This is a genomic window from Flavobacterium pectinovorum (assembly GCF_006438875.1).
GTDB classification, from domain to species: domain Bacteria; phylum Bacteroidota; class Bacteroidia; order Flavobacteriales; family Flavobacteriaceae; genus Flavobacterium; species Flavobacterium pectinovorum_A.
In genome coordinates this window covers 166846-182552 of the sequence record NZ_RCZH01000010.1, presented here as the reverse complement: position 1 = coordinate 182552, position 15707 = coordinate 166846, and the positions used below count along the sequence as shown (strand labels likewise).

Genomic DNA, 15707 nt, shown 5'->3' with positions numbered 1-15707 from the left:
TTCGTAATTTATTTTTTTAATTAAATCTGCTCAATCTGCCAAATCTGCGAGAAAAAAATCCTTTTAATCCTTTATCCCGATAGCTATCGGGAGTGACTATTTTTATTTCACGCAGATTTTAAAAAGATTTAAGCAGATGCGCGCAGATATTTATCCGTAATTTATTATCAAATTAGATCTGCCAAAATCTGCAGAATCTGCGTGAAACAAAATCCTTTTAATCCTTTATCCCGATAGCTATCGGGAGTGACTATTTTTATTTAACGCCGATTTTAAAAAGATTTAAGCAGATTAGCGCAGATAATTATTCACAATCTATTTTTCAGAGTAAATCTGCTTAAATCTGCAAAATCTGTGTGAAAAAAAATCCTTTTAATCCTTTATCCCGATAGCTATCGGGAGTGGCAAAACAAAAATTACATTTTACCTTTCTTATTCAGCACTTCTAATTTTTCATCCAAATACTTTACGAATTCCTCTTTTGATTTAATTCCGTTTTGTTCTTGTTCCCACGCTCCTAAAAAGTAAAATGAATGTGCTTTAGTTGTTGGTTTAAAAACTATCAGGTAATCTAAATCAGCATCTGCAACATTTTCAACTTCATTCGTTGCGTAAAATATTGCCATTCCTAATTTATCCGGAACTAAAGACTGTTGACCGTAAGTTGCCAGATAAGCCCATTTTTTATTCTTGCTTTCTTTTTTAAGCAATTCAGCATTCTTTTGTTTTACGATTCCTGTACAAATTCCTTTAATTTCTTTCGAAGCCTGAATTTTATGTTCTGTATAAAGCTGGTCCGGTTTAATGGTTAATTCTGTAGTGAAATCAATCTTATCAGAAGCTGTTTTCCATCCGTAATAACGAACTTTTACTTTCGATTCATTTGCATTATTTTCGACATTTGCCAAAGTTGAATCTACTTCGTGGAAATGCAATTTTTCATTGTTTAAAAAACGATCAATTGACCCAATTCCGATTCCTTTTCCGGCTTTCAGAATATCTGCTCCCCAATCGCTCATTTCGTGATACGAATCAAAATTATCTTGCCCAACTTGCGGTAAAACTATTGCTGATGTCTTTTTTCCGAAAATATCAATCGCATTTCTCCAGTCTAAATACAAACGATATCCAATTCTGTTGTTTTCCCAACCCGGACCTTCATAACGAATATCAAAGGAATGATCTGTATGTTCCGGAGCTAATTTTAATTTATCAACGTTTTTAAAAACAGTTCCTCCAATGTACTTTCGTGCTTCCCATTTTCCATCTGTTTTTACGGATAATTCGGCGTAGGTTTTAGCCGTTTTAATGTCGTATTTATTTTGTGCTTTACAAGCTGAAAGTCCAAAAACTAATACCGTTGATAAGGTTATTAATGTTTTCATTTTATAAAATTTATTTAAATATTTTGTTTAAAAATTGTGTTGTATACTTTATCATTTCATCAAACCAAGGTTGAAAAAACCAAAAGGAATGCGGTGAATTTTCAATTGTTTTTACTTCGTTATAAATTCCATTCTCATTTAAAATGGTAATCATATCATCTCTTCCGGCGTGAAACCGATCAAAACTACTGTTTATAAATAATATGGGCGGCGTATTTTTATTGGTATGACTTAAAGCCGAAGCATTTTTCCAGTTCTCCGGATTTTCTTCATAAGTACCTTTTAACCAAAATGACGCCATTTCTCCTTCTTTTGATTCCGGATGTTTAAAAGCTAAAATTCCATCTACATCGATAATTGCATTTACTTTTGACGAAGATTTACTTTTATTCAGACCATCTTCAAAAGCTAAATCTCCATTTGTTGTACCAATCAAAGCTGCCATTTGACCTCCCGAAGAGCATCCTAAAATCGCAATTTTGTTTGGATCTACATGAAACTTTTTAGCATTATCTTTGATAAATTTAATTGCATTTTTAATATCATAAATCCCTTCCGGATATTTTGCTTCAAGCGATAACCTGTATTCAATTGCAAAACAGGAATATCCTTTTGCTGCAATTTCTTGTGCCATAACCTGCATCTGACTTTTATTTCCTGATCTCCAACCACCGCCATGAATCATGATTACGGCTGGATTTAGTTTTTCTTTTTTATAAAAATAGGCGTCTAAATGTAATTCTCTATTTTGCTTTTGATTATAAACAAGATCATAAATTTTAGCAACATTTTTATTCTTTTTTGATTCAGCAATTTTAATGAACGGATATTGCTTAATCAATTTATTGTAAGTACTCTTTATGGTATAAGAAGTATCGACCACAAAATTGCTTTGTGCAGAAATTGTTGTTGCGTACAATATCAAAAACAGTACTATTTTATTCATTCTCAAAAACTTCAATTCTTAGTTAATAAAGGAGTTTGATATGCGATCAAACTCCTTTTTAACTACTTCAAAAAAATACTAATCTTAACTCTTTAATGCAATTATTTTCAAAACACAGATTTCTTTTGCCACAGATTACTCAGATTCCAATGATTTTTTTCGCCACAAATTTCACAAATTCACACAAATCATTGTGGTTAATTCTTTGCAATTCGTAGTAATCTGTGGCATTCTTTTTTTTTCGCCACGAATTCACGAACTATAGCAAATTAATTCGTGTAAATTCGTGAAATTCGTGGCAAACTTAATCTGTGGCATTTATTTATTAATACGCAGGATTCTGTGGATAATTTTTACTTCTGTTTAAATCTAATGCTGATTGTGGGATTGGTCTTAAAACTTTAAGATTACCAGCTTTTCCTGCAAAAGCATTTGTTGTTGTAACTTTAGGATTGTATAAAACGGTTCTTTCTACCAATGTTCCCGTGCGTTTTAAGTCGAACCAACGGTGGTATTCACCTAATAATTCTCTTCCTCTTTCGTCTAATATTGTATTGATATCAATTGATGTTAGTACCGGAATTGTTCCTGCTACTCCGCCTCCTGCTCTTCTTCTTACTTCGTTCAAACGTGCCAATGCTGTTCCGGATTGACCTGCTTTAAAATAAGCTTCGGCAGCAGTTAGATACGTTTCTCCAAGTCTAGATATGATGAAATCGCGTGTACTGCTTCTGTTTGTAGCCGGTGTAATTGGTGTTGTATTATAATTTGCACTTGTTGCACCGCTATAAGGCGCTTTTGGATCATCAAATTTACGAACCGGAATCAGGTTGTAATCTCCTCCTGAAGCTGCAGATGAAGAATAAGTTCCCCAATTGTGGTATCTGAATTTTGCAGGATTTACCATTCTTGAAGTATTGTCTAATATCCACGCACCTCTGTCGGCTGTTGTAAACCATTTTGGTTCGTAGAAATCTGTAATTTTCAAAGCAGCTTTATCGGCCACATCATAATAATCGTAATATCTGCTATAGATTTCGTTCATAAAAGTTCCTTCCCAACGTTTATCTCCTTTTTCATATAATGATAATGCATATACAGTAGGACAAAGTGTGTAACTTCTGTTAGGATAAGGATTTCCTGCCGCTGCAGCTCCTAAATACGAACTGAACCAATAGTTTTGTGAACTTCCCAATGCTGTTGTTCCTGTTGCATTTGAAGCTGCCGAAAATTGAACTGAAAAGATAGTTTCAGCATTCATTTCGTTTCCTGGTTTTACCACATTATCAAAAGAAACCGCTAATGCTTGTCCGCCAATTACCTGATCTGCCAAAGATGCAGCTGTTGTAAAATCTGCCGGAGTTCCAAAAGTTTCATAACCTCTTGTTAAATAAACTTTTGCCAATAAATCCTGAACGGCTCTTTTATTAACTCTTCCATTATATGCGGCTGTACTTACTGCCGGAAGTGCTTCATTTAAATCTTTAAAAATTTGCGTGTACACTTCTTCAGCAGTATTTCTGTCAAAAGCGGTTACTGCTGTATTGATATTTTCTAACACAATTGGAACTCCTCCATAAGTCTGAACTAACAGAAAATAAGCATTTGCTCTTAAAAATTTAAGTTCTCCAATTCTGTTATCCAACGTGCTTGATTTCTCGGTAAGAGTCGAATAATACAATCCTTTATTGGCTTGCTGAATGGCAATATAACAAGTTCTATACAATTGATCTACTCCTGCCGATGACGATGATAAGGTCAAATATTTTGCAAGACCTTCCGGTTCCTGATTTCTTCCTTCAGAATACATATCTGTTCCTGCTTCAAACAACCACGGATCTCCTCCATAAATATCCTTTAGAGTTGCATAATTTGTATTTATTAAGGATTCAAAACCTGCAGCAGTCAAAAAGTATTGCTCTGCTGAACCGTAGGAACGATTGTCTTCCTCAATAAAATCGGAGCAAGAGTTAAGTGTCGTTCCAAGTATTAGTATAGCTACTATTAATTTTTTCATTTTTTCTAATTTAAAATTTTAAACTTAATCCCATTTGAACTGTCATTGTCGACACACGATTCACTGCTAAAGCCGCAGTTGCCCATTCCGGATCGTAACCTTCATAAGGTGTAATTACAAACGGATTCAACACATTCACATAAAAACGCATGCTTTTAAGTTTTAATTTATTTACCAGATCATTATCCAAACTATATCCTAATGCTATGTTTTGAACTTTGACAAATGAGGCATTTTTGTAAAAAGCAACGTTATTAGTATCATAATAAACTCCTGCTCCACGCGGTAACGGATTTGTGTTTGAATATTGTGGCGCAATACCAGCTCCATTTGCAGGAATATACCAATCGTCTAAATCTAATTTTTGACGGCCTCTGTCTGTAACATCGGCAAAATTATCGTGGAAACCACTAAATACGGTCATTCCCTGATTGGTGATCAATGACATAGACAAATCAAATTGTTTTACTTTTAATGTCGTAGAAAAACTTCCTGACCATTTAGGATCGTAATTTCCTAAAATAGCTCTGTCATTATTAGCATCAATTTTACCATCATTATTCAAATCTTTTACTCTTGCTTCTCCGGGTTTCTGACCGTAAGAAAGCGCTTTTGCAGCTTCGCTTTCCTGCCATACGCCATCAAAAACATAGTTGTAATAAGAATGTATATTTTCGCCAATAAATAAATTGTTACCAACATCATCTACTTTATCCTGTCCATAAATAGACTCTAATTTGTTTACGTTTTTAGTAAAAGTAAAACTAGTTTCCCAAGACACATTTTTAGTCTGAATATTTTTTGTTACCAAAGCAACCTCAATACCTTTATTGCTGATAGAACCCACATTTGAAGTGATAGTAGGAACTCCAATTTCTAATGGTAATGCTTGTTGAAACAATAAATCTTTTGATAAACGATCGTAAACATCTACACTTCCTGAGATTCTGTTTTTAGCAAATCCAAAATCCAAACCTAAATTCACCTCTCTGGTTTTTTCCCACGTAAGATCTGTATTTCCTAAACTTGAAGAAGTATAACCGTTTGCCGGAGTACCGTTAAAGTCATAATAAGTTGGTACTTTTAAAACACTTAAACTTGAATATGGCGCAACATTATCGTTTCCGGTATAACCAATACTTCCTCTTAATTTTAAATTAGAAATAAAAGATGAATTCTTCAAAAATGATTCCTGATTGATATTCCAACCTACTGCTACAGAAGGGAACGCTGTCCATTTATTGCTATCGGCTAAAACAGATGAACCGTCATAACGTACTGATGCAGTTAATAAATAACGTCCTTTGTACGTATAGTTTAAACGTGCTGCATAAGATTCTAATGTATTTTTAGAATATGGAATAAACACTCCTGACGGAATTATTGCAATAGAACCAGAAGGCGTTAAATTGTAAGTTGGCTGCGCTCCAGAACCCAAATTGTAAAATCCTGTTTCGAAAGGATTTTCTCTGGAAGATTGGAAATATGTTTCTGTTGTATTAGAATAAAAACTCTGAAGTAATAAAACGTTGAAAACGTGATTTTCTTTTAAGGTATAGTTGATATTGAACTGATTATCCCAAGTATAATTAAAGTTTTGAACATTACTTACATCCCCAGACGGTAAACTCTTGTTTTTAAGTCCAAAATCTGTCTGAGCACCAAGTGATCTGCCTTCTCTTGCATTCATTGAACCTGCTGAAAAAGTCGTTTTGAAAGACAACCAATTTGTAAATTTATATTCTCCGAATAAATTACCAATTGTTGTAAATCTTTTTATTTCATCTGCAGAATTTGCAATTTCCAAAAGCGGGTTATAAGAACCTGTTTTATTGATTGCAAGACTTCCGTTTGGATATTTTAATGTTCCGGGCTGTTGTGCATAAGTCCCCACAATTTCTTTACCATCGGCATCAATTGCCCAAGGCGATGTAAAAGGATTTTGTCTAAAAGCTTCCTGCATTGCAGTTGCGCTTCCTAATTGTTCATCGGTTTTAGAAATAGTAAGGTTTACTCCAAACGAAATTTTATCGTTTACCTTATGATTCAAACCTGCTTTAAAATTGTATTTATCGATACCCTCGTTGTCAATTACTCCGGTTTCTTTTTGTACACCAAGACCTATGTTATAAGACAAACCATTATCGGCACGACCGGTAATATTCAGATAATTATTTTGAGTCATTCCGCCTTTTAGAACTGCGTCCTGCCAATTATAACTTTGGTTATCAGCAACTCTTTGAAACAAAACCGGATTCGTTCCTGCCTGTCCTACCGCTGTATTCAATTCTGTTGGACTGATATCATTATAAGTTGGATTTGTAGCCGAAATTGTAGTTGCCAAAAATGCTGACTGATGATAATACCACCATTTTTCAGGGCTCATTAATTTAGGTAATCTCACTGCTTGCTTGTTTCCGTAAGAGCTATCATAAGAAACTGTTACTCCGGCTTTGGCATTTGTACCGCTTTTGGTTGTAACAATGATAACCCCGCTTCCTCCTCTTGAACCGTAAATTGCTGCTGATGACGCATCTTTCAACACATCCATTCTTGCAATATCCTGCGGATTCAAAAAGTCTATATTATCTGTTGGAACACCATCGACAACAAAAAGTGGTTTAGAACCATCTTTATTAATCGAATTTGCCCCTCTAATAATAACGTTGAAACCATCACCAATTCTTCCTGAATTTGACGTTACCTGAACCCCGGCAATTCCACCCTGAATTGCTTCCATTGGGTTGGTAACATTTCTTTCGGTTATTTTTGCAGCTGATAAGGTGTTTACGGCTCCAGTTAAATCTGTCTTTTTTACAGATCCGTAACCTACAACCACAACTTCATTAAGCGAATTGGATTGTTCCGAAAGACTTACGTTTACTCTGGATTTTCCGGCAACACTAACTTCCTGAGTCTGAAAACCCAAATAGCTTACGATCAAAACCGCTTTATTACTTGCAACATTTATTTTAAAACTTCCCTCAAAATCTGTAGAAGTTCCGTTTTTAGTCCCTTTTTCCTGGATATTCACACCCGGAAGTGATAATCCTGCAGCATCAGTAATCTTTCCTTCTACCACTGTCGACTGAGCGCTCACGGTATTACTCAAAAGGAAATTGAGGAAAAATAGAAATACAAGATTGTATTTTATTTTTTTCTTTGATAATTGTTTAATGTTCATAGTTAGGTTTAATGGTTTGGTTAATTGATAGTTTTCTTTTTTAATTTTTAATCGATTCTACTTTCTTTCCATTGATATATGTGCTTATAAAATTTATGTTTTTTACGTTTTTCAGCGAATAAACAGAATCTGTTTTTTCGATTACAACATCTTTAAACGTGATATTTTCTATAGGAGATGCTGCGTAACCATCGGCGAGAATACCGTACTTTCCGCCATTTTTTACTTTAATATTTTCAAGGCTGATATTTTTGATTGCGGGTATAAAATTTCCGGATTGACTGCCATATACATCATAAAACATTGTCACTCTCAAAACACATTCTTTAACGGTTCCAACTTCAATATTTCGAACATAAATATCCTCTGTGGTTCCACCTCGTTTAGAGTTTGTTTTAATTCTGATGGCTCTTTCCAGATTTGGACTGTCCATGACACAATTTTCAACAAAAACATGGTTTACTCCGGCAGATATTTCGCTTCCCATAACTACGCCACCGTGACCGTCTATCATTTTACAATTCTGAACAATGATATTTTTACTCGGAATCCCAACTCGTCTTCCGTCTGCATCTCTGCCTGATTTTATGGCAATACAATCGTCTCCGGTATTAAAAGTGCAGTTTCTAATGATTACGTTTTGAGAATATTCAGGATCACAACCATCATTATTAGGTCCGTGACTGTTGACCGTAACTCCGTCTACAATTACATTATTAGATTTTATAGGATGTAAAATCCAAAACGGAGCATTGATTACCGTAATATCTTTTACTAAAACTGTATTACATTCAAAAAACTCAATAAAATTGGGACGCAAATAATGTCCTTCTCCAAAGATTCTTTCTTCAACAGGAATTCCTTTTTCGGCCATTTCAATTAAAGCAATACGATTAAGCGGATCATTTTGAGAAGGAATCCCTTTTTCCCAACCATAATATTTACTTCCTGCCCAAATCCACCAATTCGTATTATTAGCTTGTCCGTTTAAAGTTCCTTTTCCGGTTATGGCAACATTTGTTTTATTTTTTGCATAAATAAGAGGCGAATGATTCATTAATTCTGTTCCTTCAAATGAAGTATGTACTAAAGGATATTCTTTTGAATCGATACTAAAGAGAATCTCCGCTTGATCATCCAGATGTAAATTGACGTTACTTTCTAAATGTATTGGTCCTGTCAGGTATTTTCCATTTGGCACAAGCACTTTTCCTCCTCCGTTTTCAGCGCAAGTTTTAATTGCTTTTTCAAAAGCTGCTGTATTTGACGTTTTCCCATCTGCAAAAGCACCAAAATCCATAACATTATAAGTCTTGTCTAAAAAGTGCGTTTGTGGAATGCTTTTTACAATTAAATCCATCTTTTTCCACGGATCAGCTTCTGAAATAGTAGAAACTTGTTTTCCACAAGATAAAAATGACATTGCAAGCAGACTACAAATAACAATTGATTTTGACGCTATAGACTTATTTATAATCATTTGCAGCTAGTTTTTTGGTTTTTCAACATAAAATCAACTTTTATGTAATCGATTACACGAAAGTAGAAAATTTTTTTAATACAGCAAATTTATTTCGAAAATATTTATATATTTAATTTTTATTAGGAACTATATTTACATTTAATGTAAAAATGCTCTTAATAATTTACCATAATAGAATAGAAAACGTTTTAGTTATTCTATAATAGTAATCGATAACATTTTATATTTTGATAATAAAAAAAAATGTACTTTTGTCTAACAATTAATTTGAAACACTTTTTGAATGAGCGAAAAAATAACCATTTATGATATTGCCGAGAAATTAAATATCACTGCTGCAACTGTTTCAAGAGCCTTAAATAACAATCCGAAGATAAAAGAGAGTACACGTGAGCTGGTTCTTAAAACCGCTGCATCGATGAACTATAAGCAAAATAAACTTGCCTTAGCCTTAAAAAGCGGTCGTAGTAATAATATAGGTGTAATTGTTCCTCGTATTGACAGTAACTTTTTTGCGTCTGTCATTAGAGGAATCGAAGAAGAACTTCATCCGCATGGTTATCAGGTTATTATCTGCCAGACTCATGAAGATCCAAAAAGAGAAAATGAAAATCTATATACCTTAATAGATGCCCAAGTAGACGGAATCATCATGTCAGTTACTGATGTGACTAACGAAAATGATGGTGCGTTTCATAATGTTTTACAGAAAAATGTTCCGTTAATCTTTTTTGACAGAAGCAAACATATTGAAGGTGTAAGTTCTGTAACGATTAATGATTTTAAAGGTGGATATATTACTACCAAACATTTAATTGATGAAGGTTGTAGATCTATTGCCCATTTCTCTGGAGATCAATCTCTTGAGATATTCAAAAATCGTTTTTTAGGATACAAACAAGCTTTATTGGATAACGGAATGACTTTCAAGGAAGAATATGTTATTCGTACTAAAAGTAGTGTTGATGCCGGAAAAGAAGCGATTGATACTTTATTAAAATTAGAAACGCCGCCTGACGCTCTGTTTTCTTCGAGTGATTTCGCAGCTTTAGGCGCTATTCAGGAATTAAAAGAAAGAAATATCAGTATTCCGAATGAGTTTTGTGTAGCGGGTTTCAGTAACGAGCCTTTTACAAAATTCATGGAATTATCCATAACTTCTGTAGATCAGTCTCCGCTTGAAATGGGTAAAATGTCAGCTCGTGTTTTCTTAGAACAAGTCGATAAAACCAATACAATCAAAATCGAAAAAAAGGTAGTTCTCGCTCCCGAATTACACATCCGTAAATCTTCGTCGCGAACTAACTTCTAATGTTTTTTCACCATATAAGTGATATAAGAAAATATAAGCTTTGTGTCTTTTTTGCCACAGATTTATGTATTGCCTTAAAAAAATAGCCACGAATTCACGAATGATTGCGCAAAATTGATTGGAATAATTCGTGAATTCGTGGCTAAAAAAACTTTTAATCTCCGGCAAAAAAATAAGCCCATTCTTAAATGAGCTTATATAACTTATATGGTAAACTTTTTATTTATGCGTAAACCTTTTACAATGAAACTCCTCGCTTCCAAGGGATAAAATCGTTTTGGTTTAGGATTGCAGCTTTGGTTTTAATGGTTCCGCTCGCAACATCTATTATAAATTCCAGCATTTCGTCTGCCATTTGATCGATTGTTTTTTCGCCTGTAATAATTCCTCCTGTATCGATATCGATAATATCCGACATTTTTTTAGCTAAATCAGAGTTGGACGAAATCTTCACAACTGGTGCAATTGGGTTTCCTGTTGGAGTTCCTAAACCTGTTGTAAACAAAACCATATTGGCTCCAGAACCAACCATTGCAGTTGTACATTCAACATCATTTCCTGGTGTACAAAGCAAGTTTAATCCCGGTTTTGTGATATATTCACCATAATCCGAAACACCTACAATTGGTGAAGTTCCACCTTTTTTTGCTGCTCCTGCAGATTTCATGGCATCTGTAATCAAACCATCTTTGATATTCCCCGGAGACGGATTCATATCAAATCCCGAACCAGCATCTACAACGGTTTTCTCGTACCATTTCATTAATTCAAGGAAACGCTCCCCTCCTTCATCTTCAACACAACGATTCACTAATTCCTGCTCTACTCCACATAATTCTGGGAATTCAGAAAGTATCGTAGTTCCGCCTAATGCAGCCAATAAATCTGAAGTTACACCCAATGTTGGGTTTGCCGAAATTCCGGAAAATCCATCAGATCCGCCACATTCTAAACCAATTTTTAGTTTAGACAATGGCGCAGGAGTTCTCTGTAATTCGTTTGCTTTTTTAATCGCTTCAAAAGTATCTTTTACAACGCTGCTCAACATGGCTTCAATAGTCCCAATTTGCTGCTGATCATAAATCAAAACAGGCTTTTTACTATTTGGATTTATCTCATCCATAGCATCTTTAAAGATCTGAATTTGAAGATTCTGACAACCTAAACTCAAAACTGTAGCTCCCGCAACATTCGGATTGTTTACATAACCAGCCAATAATTTAGCTAGACTATGCGAATCCTGACGAATTCCGCCACAACCACCTTGATGCGTGATGAATTTTACTTCGATATTATTGAATAAATTAGAATCATTAGAAGCTGCTTCATTACCAATACCACCACTTTCCGATTTTACCAAAGAACGAAGCAATAACTGGTAATCATTCTCTTTTGGTTTCATTAATTCCTTTTCGAAAATATCTTTCAGGATTTCGATATTTCTGTTTTCACAGAAAACCAGCGGAAAAAACAACCATACATTTTCAGTTCCAACTTGACCGTCTTCTCTATGATAGCCCAAGAAAGTTCTGTCTTTCCATTTATCAATATTAGGTGCCGTCCAGCCAATAGTTTCTGTTTTACCAGTTACTTTATCGCTTTCGTGTTTTACATTTGAAGTCGAAAGTAAACCTCCTTTTTCAATTCTGGCACTTGCTTTTCCTACCAAAACACCGTACATAATAATCCTGTCTCCTACATTAAAAGGAACCATTGCAATTTTATGTTTCATTTTCACATCAGTTTCGATAGTGATGTTTTCACTTTCAAAGTTAATTACTTCTCCAGCAGTTAGATTCACTAAAGCAACCGCTACATTATCAGTAGGATTAACTTTTATTAATTGTTTTTGAGTTGCCATAACTATAGTATGTGAGTTCTTTATTTTATTTGTTTTTCAAAATTAGCGAAGCCTTGCTCCAAGCCGTTTGCATCAATTTCTTCTAAGGCTTTTGCTATTGCATCTGTTAGTCCGGGAATTGCTGTTAAATCTTCATCCCAGAAATTTTTATTCTGCAAAGTGAGTCTGGCAATTTTATTATAATCATCAGATTTCCAAAGTCCGTCAAAGAAAGCTACAATATCTTCACTATCATTTATCGGTAGATTTTTGCCTTTCCATGTACCTTTATAAAAACGAATTAAACAGGCAAATGCAAATGTCAAATGAGCCGGAAGTTTATGATTAATATCAACATATCCTGTTAAACTTGGCAACACTCTTACTTTAAATTTAGATATTGAATTTAAAGCAATTGAAGACAATAAATGCTTGATAAACGGGTTTCTAAAACGGTCTAATATTTCTTCGGCGAAACTGGTTAATTCCGCTTTATCCATGTTTAAAGTTTCATTAATCTCTTCAAAAACAGCTTTATTTACAAATTCTCCTGTAAAAGTATTATCAACAGTTTCTTTAACGGTTTCATTTCCATAAAGCAATGAAAACGGTACCATTGCAGTATGCGCGCCATTCAGGATCCTAACTTTACGTGTACGATACGGCTGCATATCAGCTACTATTTTTACATCTAAATCTGTTTTTTCAAACGGAAGTTTGGCTTTCAATTTATCATCGCCTTCAATTACCCATAAAAAGAAACTTTCGGCACTTACAATCAAATCATCTTTATAATTTAACTGACTGTTATATTCTTCAATCTGATCTTTTGGATATCCCGGTACAATTCTGTCCACTAAAGTATTATGAAATGTACAATCATTTATCAACCAGGATTTAAACTCCGGTTCTAAATTCCAATCTGCACAATACTTCAAAACAATTTCCTTCAAAGTATCTGAGTTATAATTTATTAACTCACATGGAATAATCGTTAAAGCTTTTGATTTATCACCTTTAAAATGCTTAAATCTTTCATATAAAAGTACGGCTAATTTTGCAGGAAATGAAACCGGTGGCTGCATTGTTACGCGATCAGATTCAATATATTCTATTCCGGCTTCTGTTGTATTTGAAATTATAAAGGCCAATTCTTCTTCTTTGGCTAAAGCCAAAAAATCCTGAAAAGAAGCATAAGGATCAACTGCTTTTACAATATTGGTAATCAATTCTTTTTTCTGAATTTCCTCCCCTTTTTTTACCCCTTTCATGAATAAAGTGTACAAACCGTCCTGAGCATTGATCATATTGACCAAACCTTTGTCTATAGGCTGCACAACTGCAATTCCGGCATTAAAATCTGCTTTTTGATTTAATTTCTGAAATGCATATTCTACAAATGCTCTTAAAAAATTACCCTCGCCAAATTGTATTATTTTAATTGGAAGTTTCTTTGAAAATTCCGTGTTTGATCTGTTTATTTTTTCCATTATAATTTCTTTAAAGCGTTTTAAATAACCACAATAAATACCTTATTCGTTTTTCTATTAAAGGATTTTGAACTTGTAAAAGAAACATTACACTTGTTTATGATAAAATAGAAACTTGCTGTGAGGAATGACAAGCTTTATTTTGCAAGCGTAATGTTCAATTACAATCTCTAAAATCTAAAAAAAACGTAATTAAATAAGGAATTGGCATGATTACTCCTTATTTATTTTTAATATTATTTATGATGTCAAGAACCTGACTTACTTTCGTTTTTAATCCTTCAAAATCATTATTATCCAGAATATCTTTTGATATTAATTGCGACCCGATTCCAACGCAATATGCACCTGCATTAAACCATGAAGTCAAACTTTCTATCGTTGGCAAAACGCCGCCCGTAGGCATAATATTCGTCCACGGACAAGGACCTTTTATTGCTTTTATAAACTCTGGCCCATAAATATCTCCGGGAAATAATTTTACGACTTCACAACCCAATTCTTCGGCTCTGGCAATTTCTGTTAATGTTCCGCATCCCGGCGACCATAAAACTTTACGACGATTACAGGCAATTGCAATATCTTCTCTAAAAACCGGCGTTACGATAAAATTAGCTCCTAAACTCATATACAATGACGCTGCGGCAGCATCTGTAATCGAACCAACTCCCAGAATCATTCCCGGCAATTCAGCCAACGCATATTTGTTTAAAGCTCCAAAAACTTCATGAGCAAAATCTCCTCTGCTGGTAAATTCCATTAATCTGGCGCCTCCGTCATAACAGGCTTTTAATACTTTTTTGCTAATTTCTAAATCCGAATGAAAAAAGAGCGGAACCATTCCGTTTTCCTTCATTGTTAATGCCACTTCTATTCTTGAATATCTTGCCATATTATACCCGTTTTATTTATATTTTAGTCCAATGTCTTCCGGTATAATGCCGATGTAATATGAAAATAGTACAATGCAATTGGACTATATTGAATATACAATCGGTATTATATTAATTATCTTGATACTAATCCTGCCGAATTACCATCAATCATATTTTCAACTTCTTTTAAGGTTACCAAATTATAATCTCCTGCAATAGTGTGTTTTAAACAACAAGCCGCAACTGCAAAATCCAATGCTTTCTGCTTGTTATTTTGATATTCCAACAATCCGTAAATCAATCCTCCCATAAAGGCATCTCCACTTCCTACCCGATCTACCACGGGCGTAACTTCTTTTATTCCTGCATGATAAAGCATCTTTCCGTCAAACAAAACACCGCCAATTCTTTGGTGTGAAGCGCTTACAGAATAACGTAATGTAGTCGCAACGGTTTTCAAATTCGGAAGTAAATCAAACAGTTTTGAGTATAAAACAGGCAGTGATTTCTCATCCTGATAATTCGGATTTACTTTTGGGATTCCCAACATGAAATAGGCTGTATCAATATCTCCCAAAATAACAGTACTGTATTTCAACATTTCAGGCATTACATCACTTGGTGTTTTGCCGTATTGCCACAATTTTGATCTGTAATTCAAATCGCATGAAATAGTGATTCCTAGTTTATGAGCCACTTTTATAGCTTCTAAACAAGCCTCAGCAGCGGTTTCTGATATTGCAGGAGTAATTCCGCTCCAGTGAAACCAATTTGCGCCTTCCAAAACTTTTTCCCAATCAATATTTCCTTTTTCAATAGTTGCCATTGAACTGTGCGCACGATCATAAACGACATTACTTCCACGTGTTCCTGCACCGGTTTCCAGAAAATAGATTCCTAAACGTTCGCCTCCATAAATGATGTTTTTAGATTCAACGTTCATTTTTCGCATTTCTTTTAATGCCGAAATTCCAATTTCATTTTCAGGTAATCTTGTTACAAACTCTGCGTTTACACCGTAATTTGCCAAAGACACACAAACATTAAATTCGCCTCCTCCATAAGAAGCGTCAAATGCTGTAGATTGTGAAAAACGCAAATGCCTTTCTGTCGATAGGCGCAACATAATCTCGCCAAATGCAACTACTTTACTCATATTGTTTTATTATTTTTAC

10 protein-coding genes are annotated in these 15707 nt (G+C 34.4%); 1 reads left to right on the top strand and 9 read right to left on the bottom strand.

Annotated features, from left to right (window positions below; translation table 11 throughout):
* Nucleotides 1–416 precede the first annotated feature (416 nt).
* The 5 genes from EAH81_RS16210 to EAH81_RS16190 all read right to left on the bottom strand — a co-directional run bounded on the left by EAH81_RS16210 (nucleotide 417) and on the right by EAH81_RS16190 (nucleotide 9012).
* Nucleotides 417–1385 carry a DUF4861 family protein gene (locus EAH81_RS16210; RefSeq protein WP_140508976.1) on the bottom strand — a complete coding sequence of 323 codons (969 nt, stop codon included), beginning with the start codon at nucleotides 1383–1385 and terminating at the stop codon, nucleotides 417–419.
* A 10-nt stretch (nucleotides 1386–1395) separates the two neighbouring features.
* Nucleotides 1396–2331 carry an alpha/beta hydrolase gene (locus tag EAH81_RS16205; protein ID WP_140508973.1) on the bottom strand — a complete coding sequence of 312 codons (936 nt, stop codon included), beginning with the start codon at nucleotides 2329–2331 and terminating at the stop codon, nucleotides 1396–1398.
* Nucleotides 2332–2656: 325 nt separating this feature from the next.
* Nucleotides 2657–4348, bottom strand: coding sequence for a RagB/SusD family nutrient uptake outer membrane protein (locus tag EAH81_RS16200; RefSeq protein ID WP_140508971.1), 1692 nt, complete (start codon nucleotides 4346–4348; stop codon nucleotides 2657–2659).
* Between the two features lie 10 nt (nucleotides 4349–4358).
* Nucleotides 4359–7532, bottom strand: coding sequence for a SusC/RagA family TonB-linked outer membrane protein (locus tag EAH81_RS16195; protein WP_140508969.1), 3174 nt, complete (start codon nucleotides 7530–7532; stop codon nucleotides 4359–4361).
* A 40-nt stretch (nucleotides 7533–7572) separates the two neighbouring features.
* Entirely contained in the window at nucleotides 7573–9012 is a 1440-nt protein-coding gene (locus EAH81_RS16190) for a glycoside hydrolase family 28 protein (protein ID WP_140508966.1), read from the bottom strand.
* A 286-nt stretch (nucleotides 9013–9298) separates the two neighbouring features.
* Between EAH81_RS16190 and EAH81_RS16185 the strand changes: the two genes are divergently transcribed.
* Entirely contained in the window at nucleotides 9299–10327 is a 1029-nt protein-coding gene (locus EAH81_RS16185; protein ID WP_140508963.1) for a LacI family DNA-binding transcriptional regulator, read from the top strand.
* A gap of 238 nt (nucleotides 10328–10565) precedes the next feature.
* Here the strand turns inward: EAH81_RS16185 and EAH81_RS16180 are convergent, their stop codons facing one another.
* The 4 genes from EAH81_RS16180 to EAH81_RS16165 all read right to left on the bottom strand — a co-directional run bounded on the left by EAH81_RS16180 (nucleotide 10566) and on the right by EAH81_RS16165 (nucleotide 15688).
* Nucleotides 10566–12188, bottom strand: coding sequence for a UxaA family hydrolase (locus EAH81_RS16180; protein WP_140508961.1), 1623 nt, complete (start codon nucleotides 12186–12188; stop codon nucleotides 10566–10568).
* 20 nt (nucleotides 12189–12208) lie between these two features.
* Nucleotides 12209–13657, bottom strand: coding sequence for a tagaturonate reductase (locus EAH81_RS16175; protein WP_140508958.1), 1449 nt, complete (start codon nucleotides 13655–13657; stop codon nucleotides 12209–12211).
* Nucleotides 13658–13877: 220 nt separating this feature from the next.
* Nucleotides 13878–14549 (bottom strand): bifunctional 4-hydroxy-2-oxoglutarate aldolase/2-dehydro-3-deoxy-phosphogluconate aldolase, encoded by a 672-nt coding sequence (locus EAH81_RS16170; protein ID WP_140508956.1) that lies wholly within the window; start codon nucleotides 14547–14549, stop codon nucleotides 13878–13880.
* Between the two features lie 116 nt (nucleotides 14550–14665).
* Entirely contained in the window at nucleotides 14666–15688 is a 1023-nt protein-coding gene (locus EAH81_RS16165; RefSeq protein WP_140508954.1) for a sugar kinase, read from the bottom strand.
* Between the last annotated feature and the right edge of the window lie 19 nt (nucleotides 15689–15707).

Bases quoted from the DNA above. Each gene is read 5' to 3' on its own strand.
- EAH81_RS16210 (WP_140508976.1), bottom strand. From the start codon at position 1,385: ATGAAAACATTAATAACCTTATCAACGGTATTAGTTTTTGGACTTTCA.
- EAH81_RS16205 (WP_140508973.1), bottom strand. From the start codon at position 2,331: ATGAATAAAATAGTACTGTTTTTGATATTGTACGCAACAACAATTTCT.
- EAH81_RS16200 (WP_140508971.1), bottom strand. From the start codon at position 4,348: ATGAAAAAATTAATAGTAGCTATACTAATACTTGGAACGACACTTAAC.
- EAH81_RS16195 (WP_140508969.1), bottom strand. From the start codon at position 7,532: ATGAACATTAAACAATTATCAAAGAAAAAAATAAAATACAATCTTGTA.
- EAH81_RS16190 (WP_140508966.1), bottom strand. From the start codon at position 9,012: ATGATTATAAATAAGTCTATAGCGTCAAAATCAATTGTTATTTGTAGT.
- EAH81_RS16185 (WP_140508963.1), top strand. From the start codon at position 9,299: ATGAGCGAAAAAATAACCATTTATGATATTGCCGAGAAATTAAATATC.
- EAH81_RS16180 (WP_140508961.1), bottom strand. From the start codon at position 12,188: ATGGCAACTCAAAAACAATTAATAAAAGTTAATCCTACTGATAATGTA.
- EAH81_RS16175 (WP_140508958.1), bottom strand. From the start codon at position 13,657: ATGGAAAAAATAAACAGATCAAACACGGAATTTTCAAAGAAACTTCCA.
- EAH81_RS16170 (WP_140508956.1), bottom strand. From the start codon at position 14,549: ATGGCAAGATATTCAAGAATAGAAGTGGCATTAACAATGAAGGAAAAC.
- EAH81_RS16165 (WP_140508954.1), bottom strand. From the start codon at position 15,688: ATGAGTAAAGTAGTTGCATTTGGCGAGATTATGTTGCGCCTATCGACA.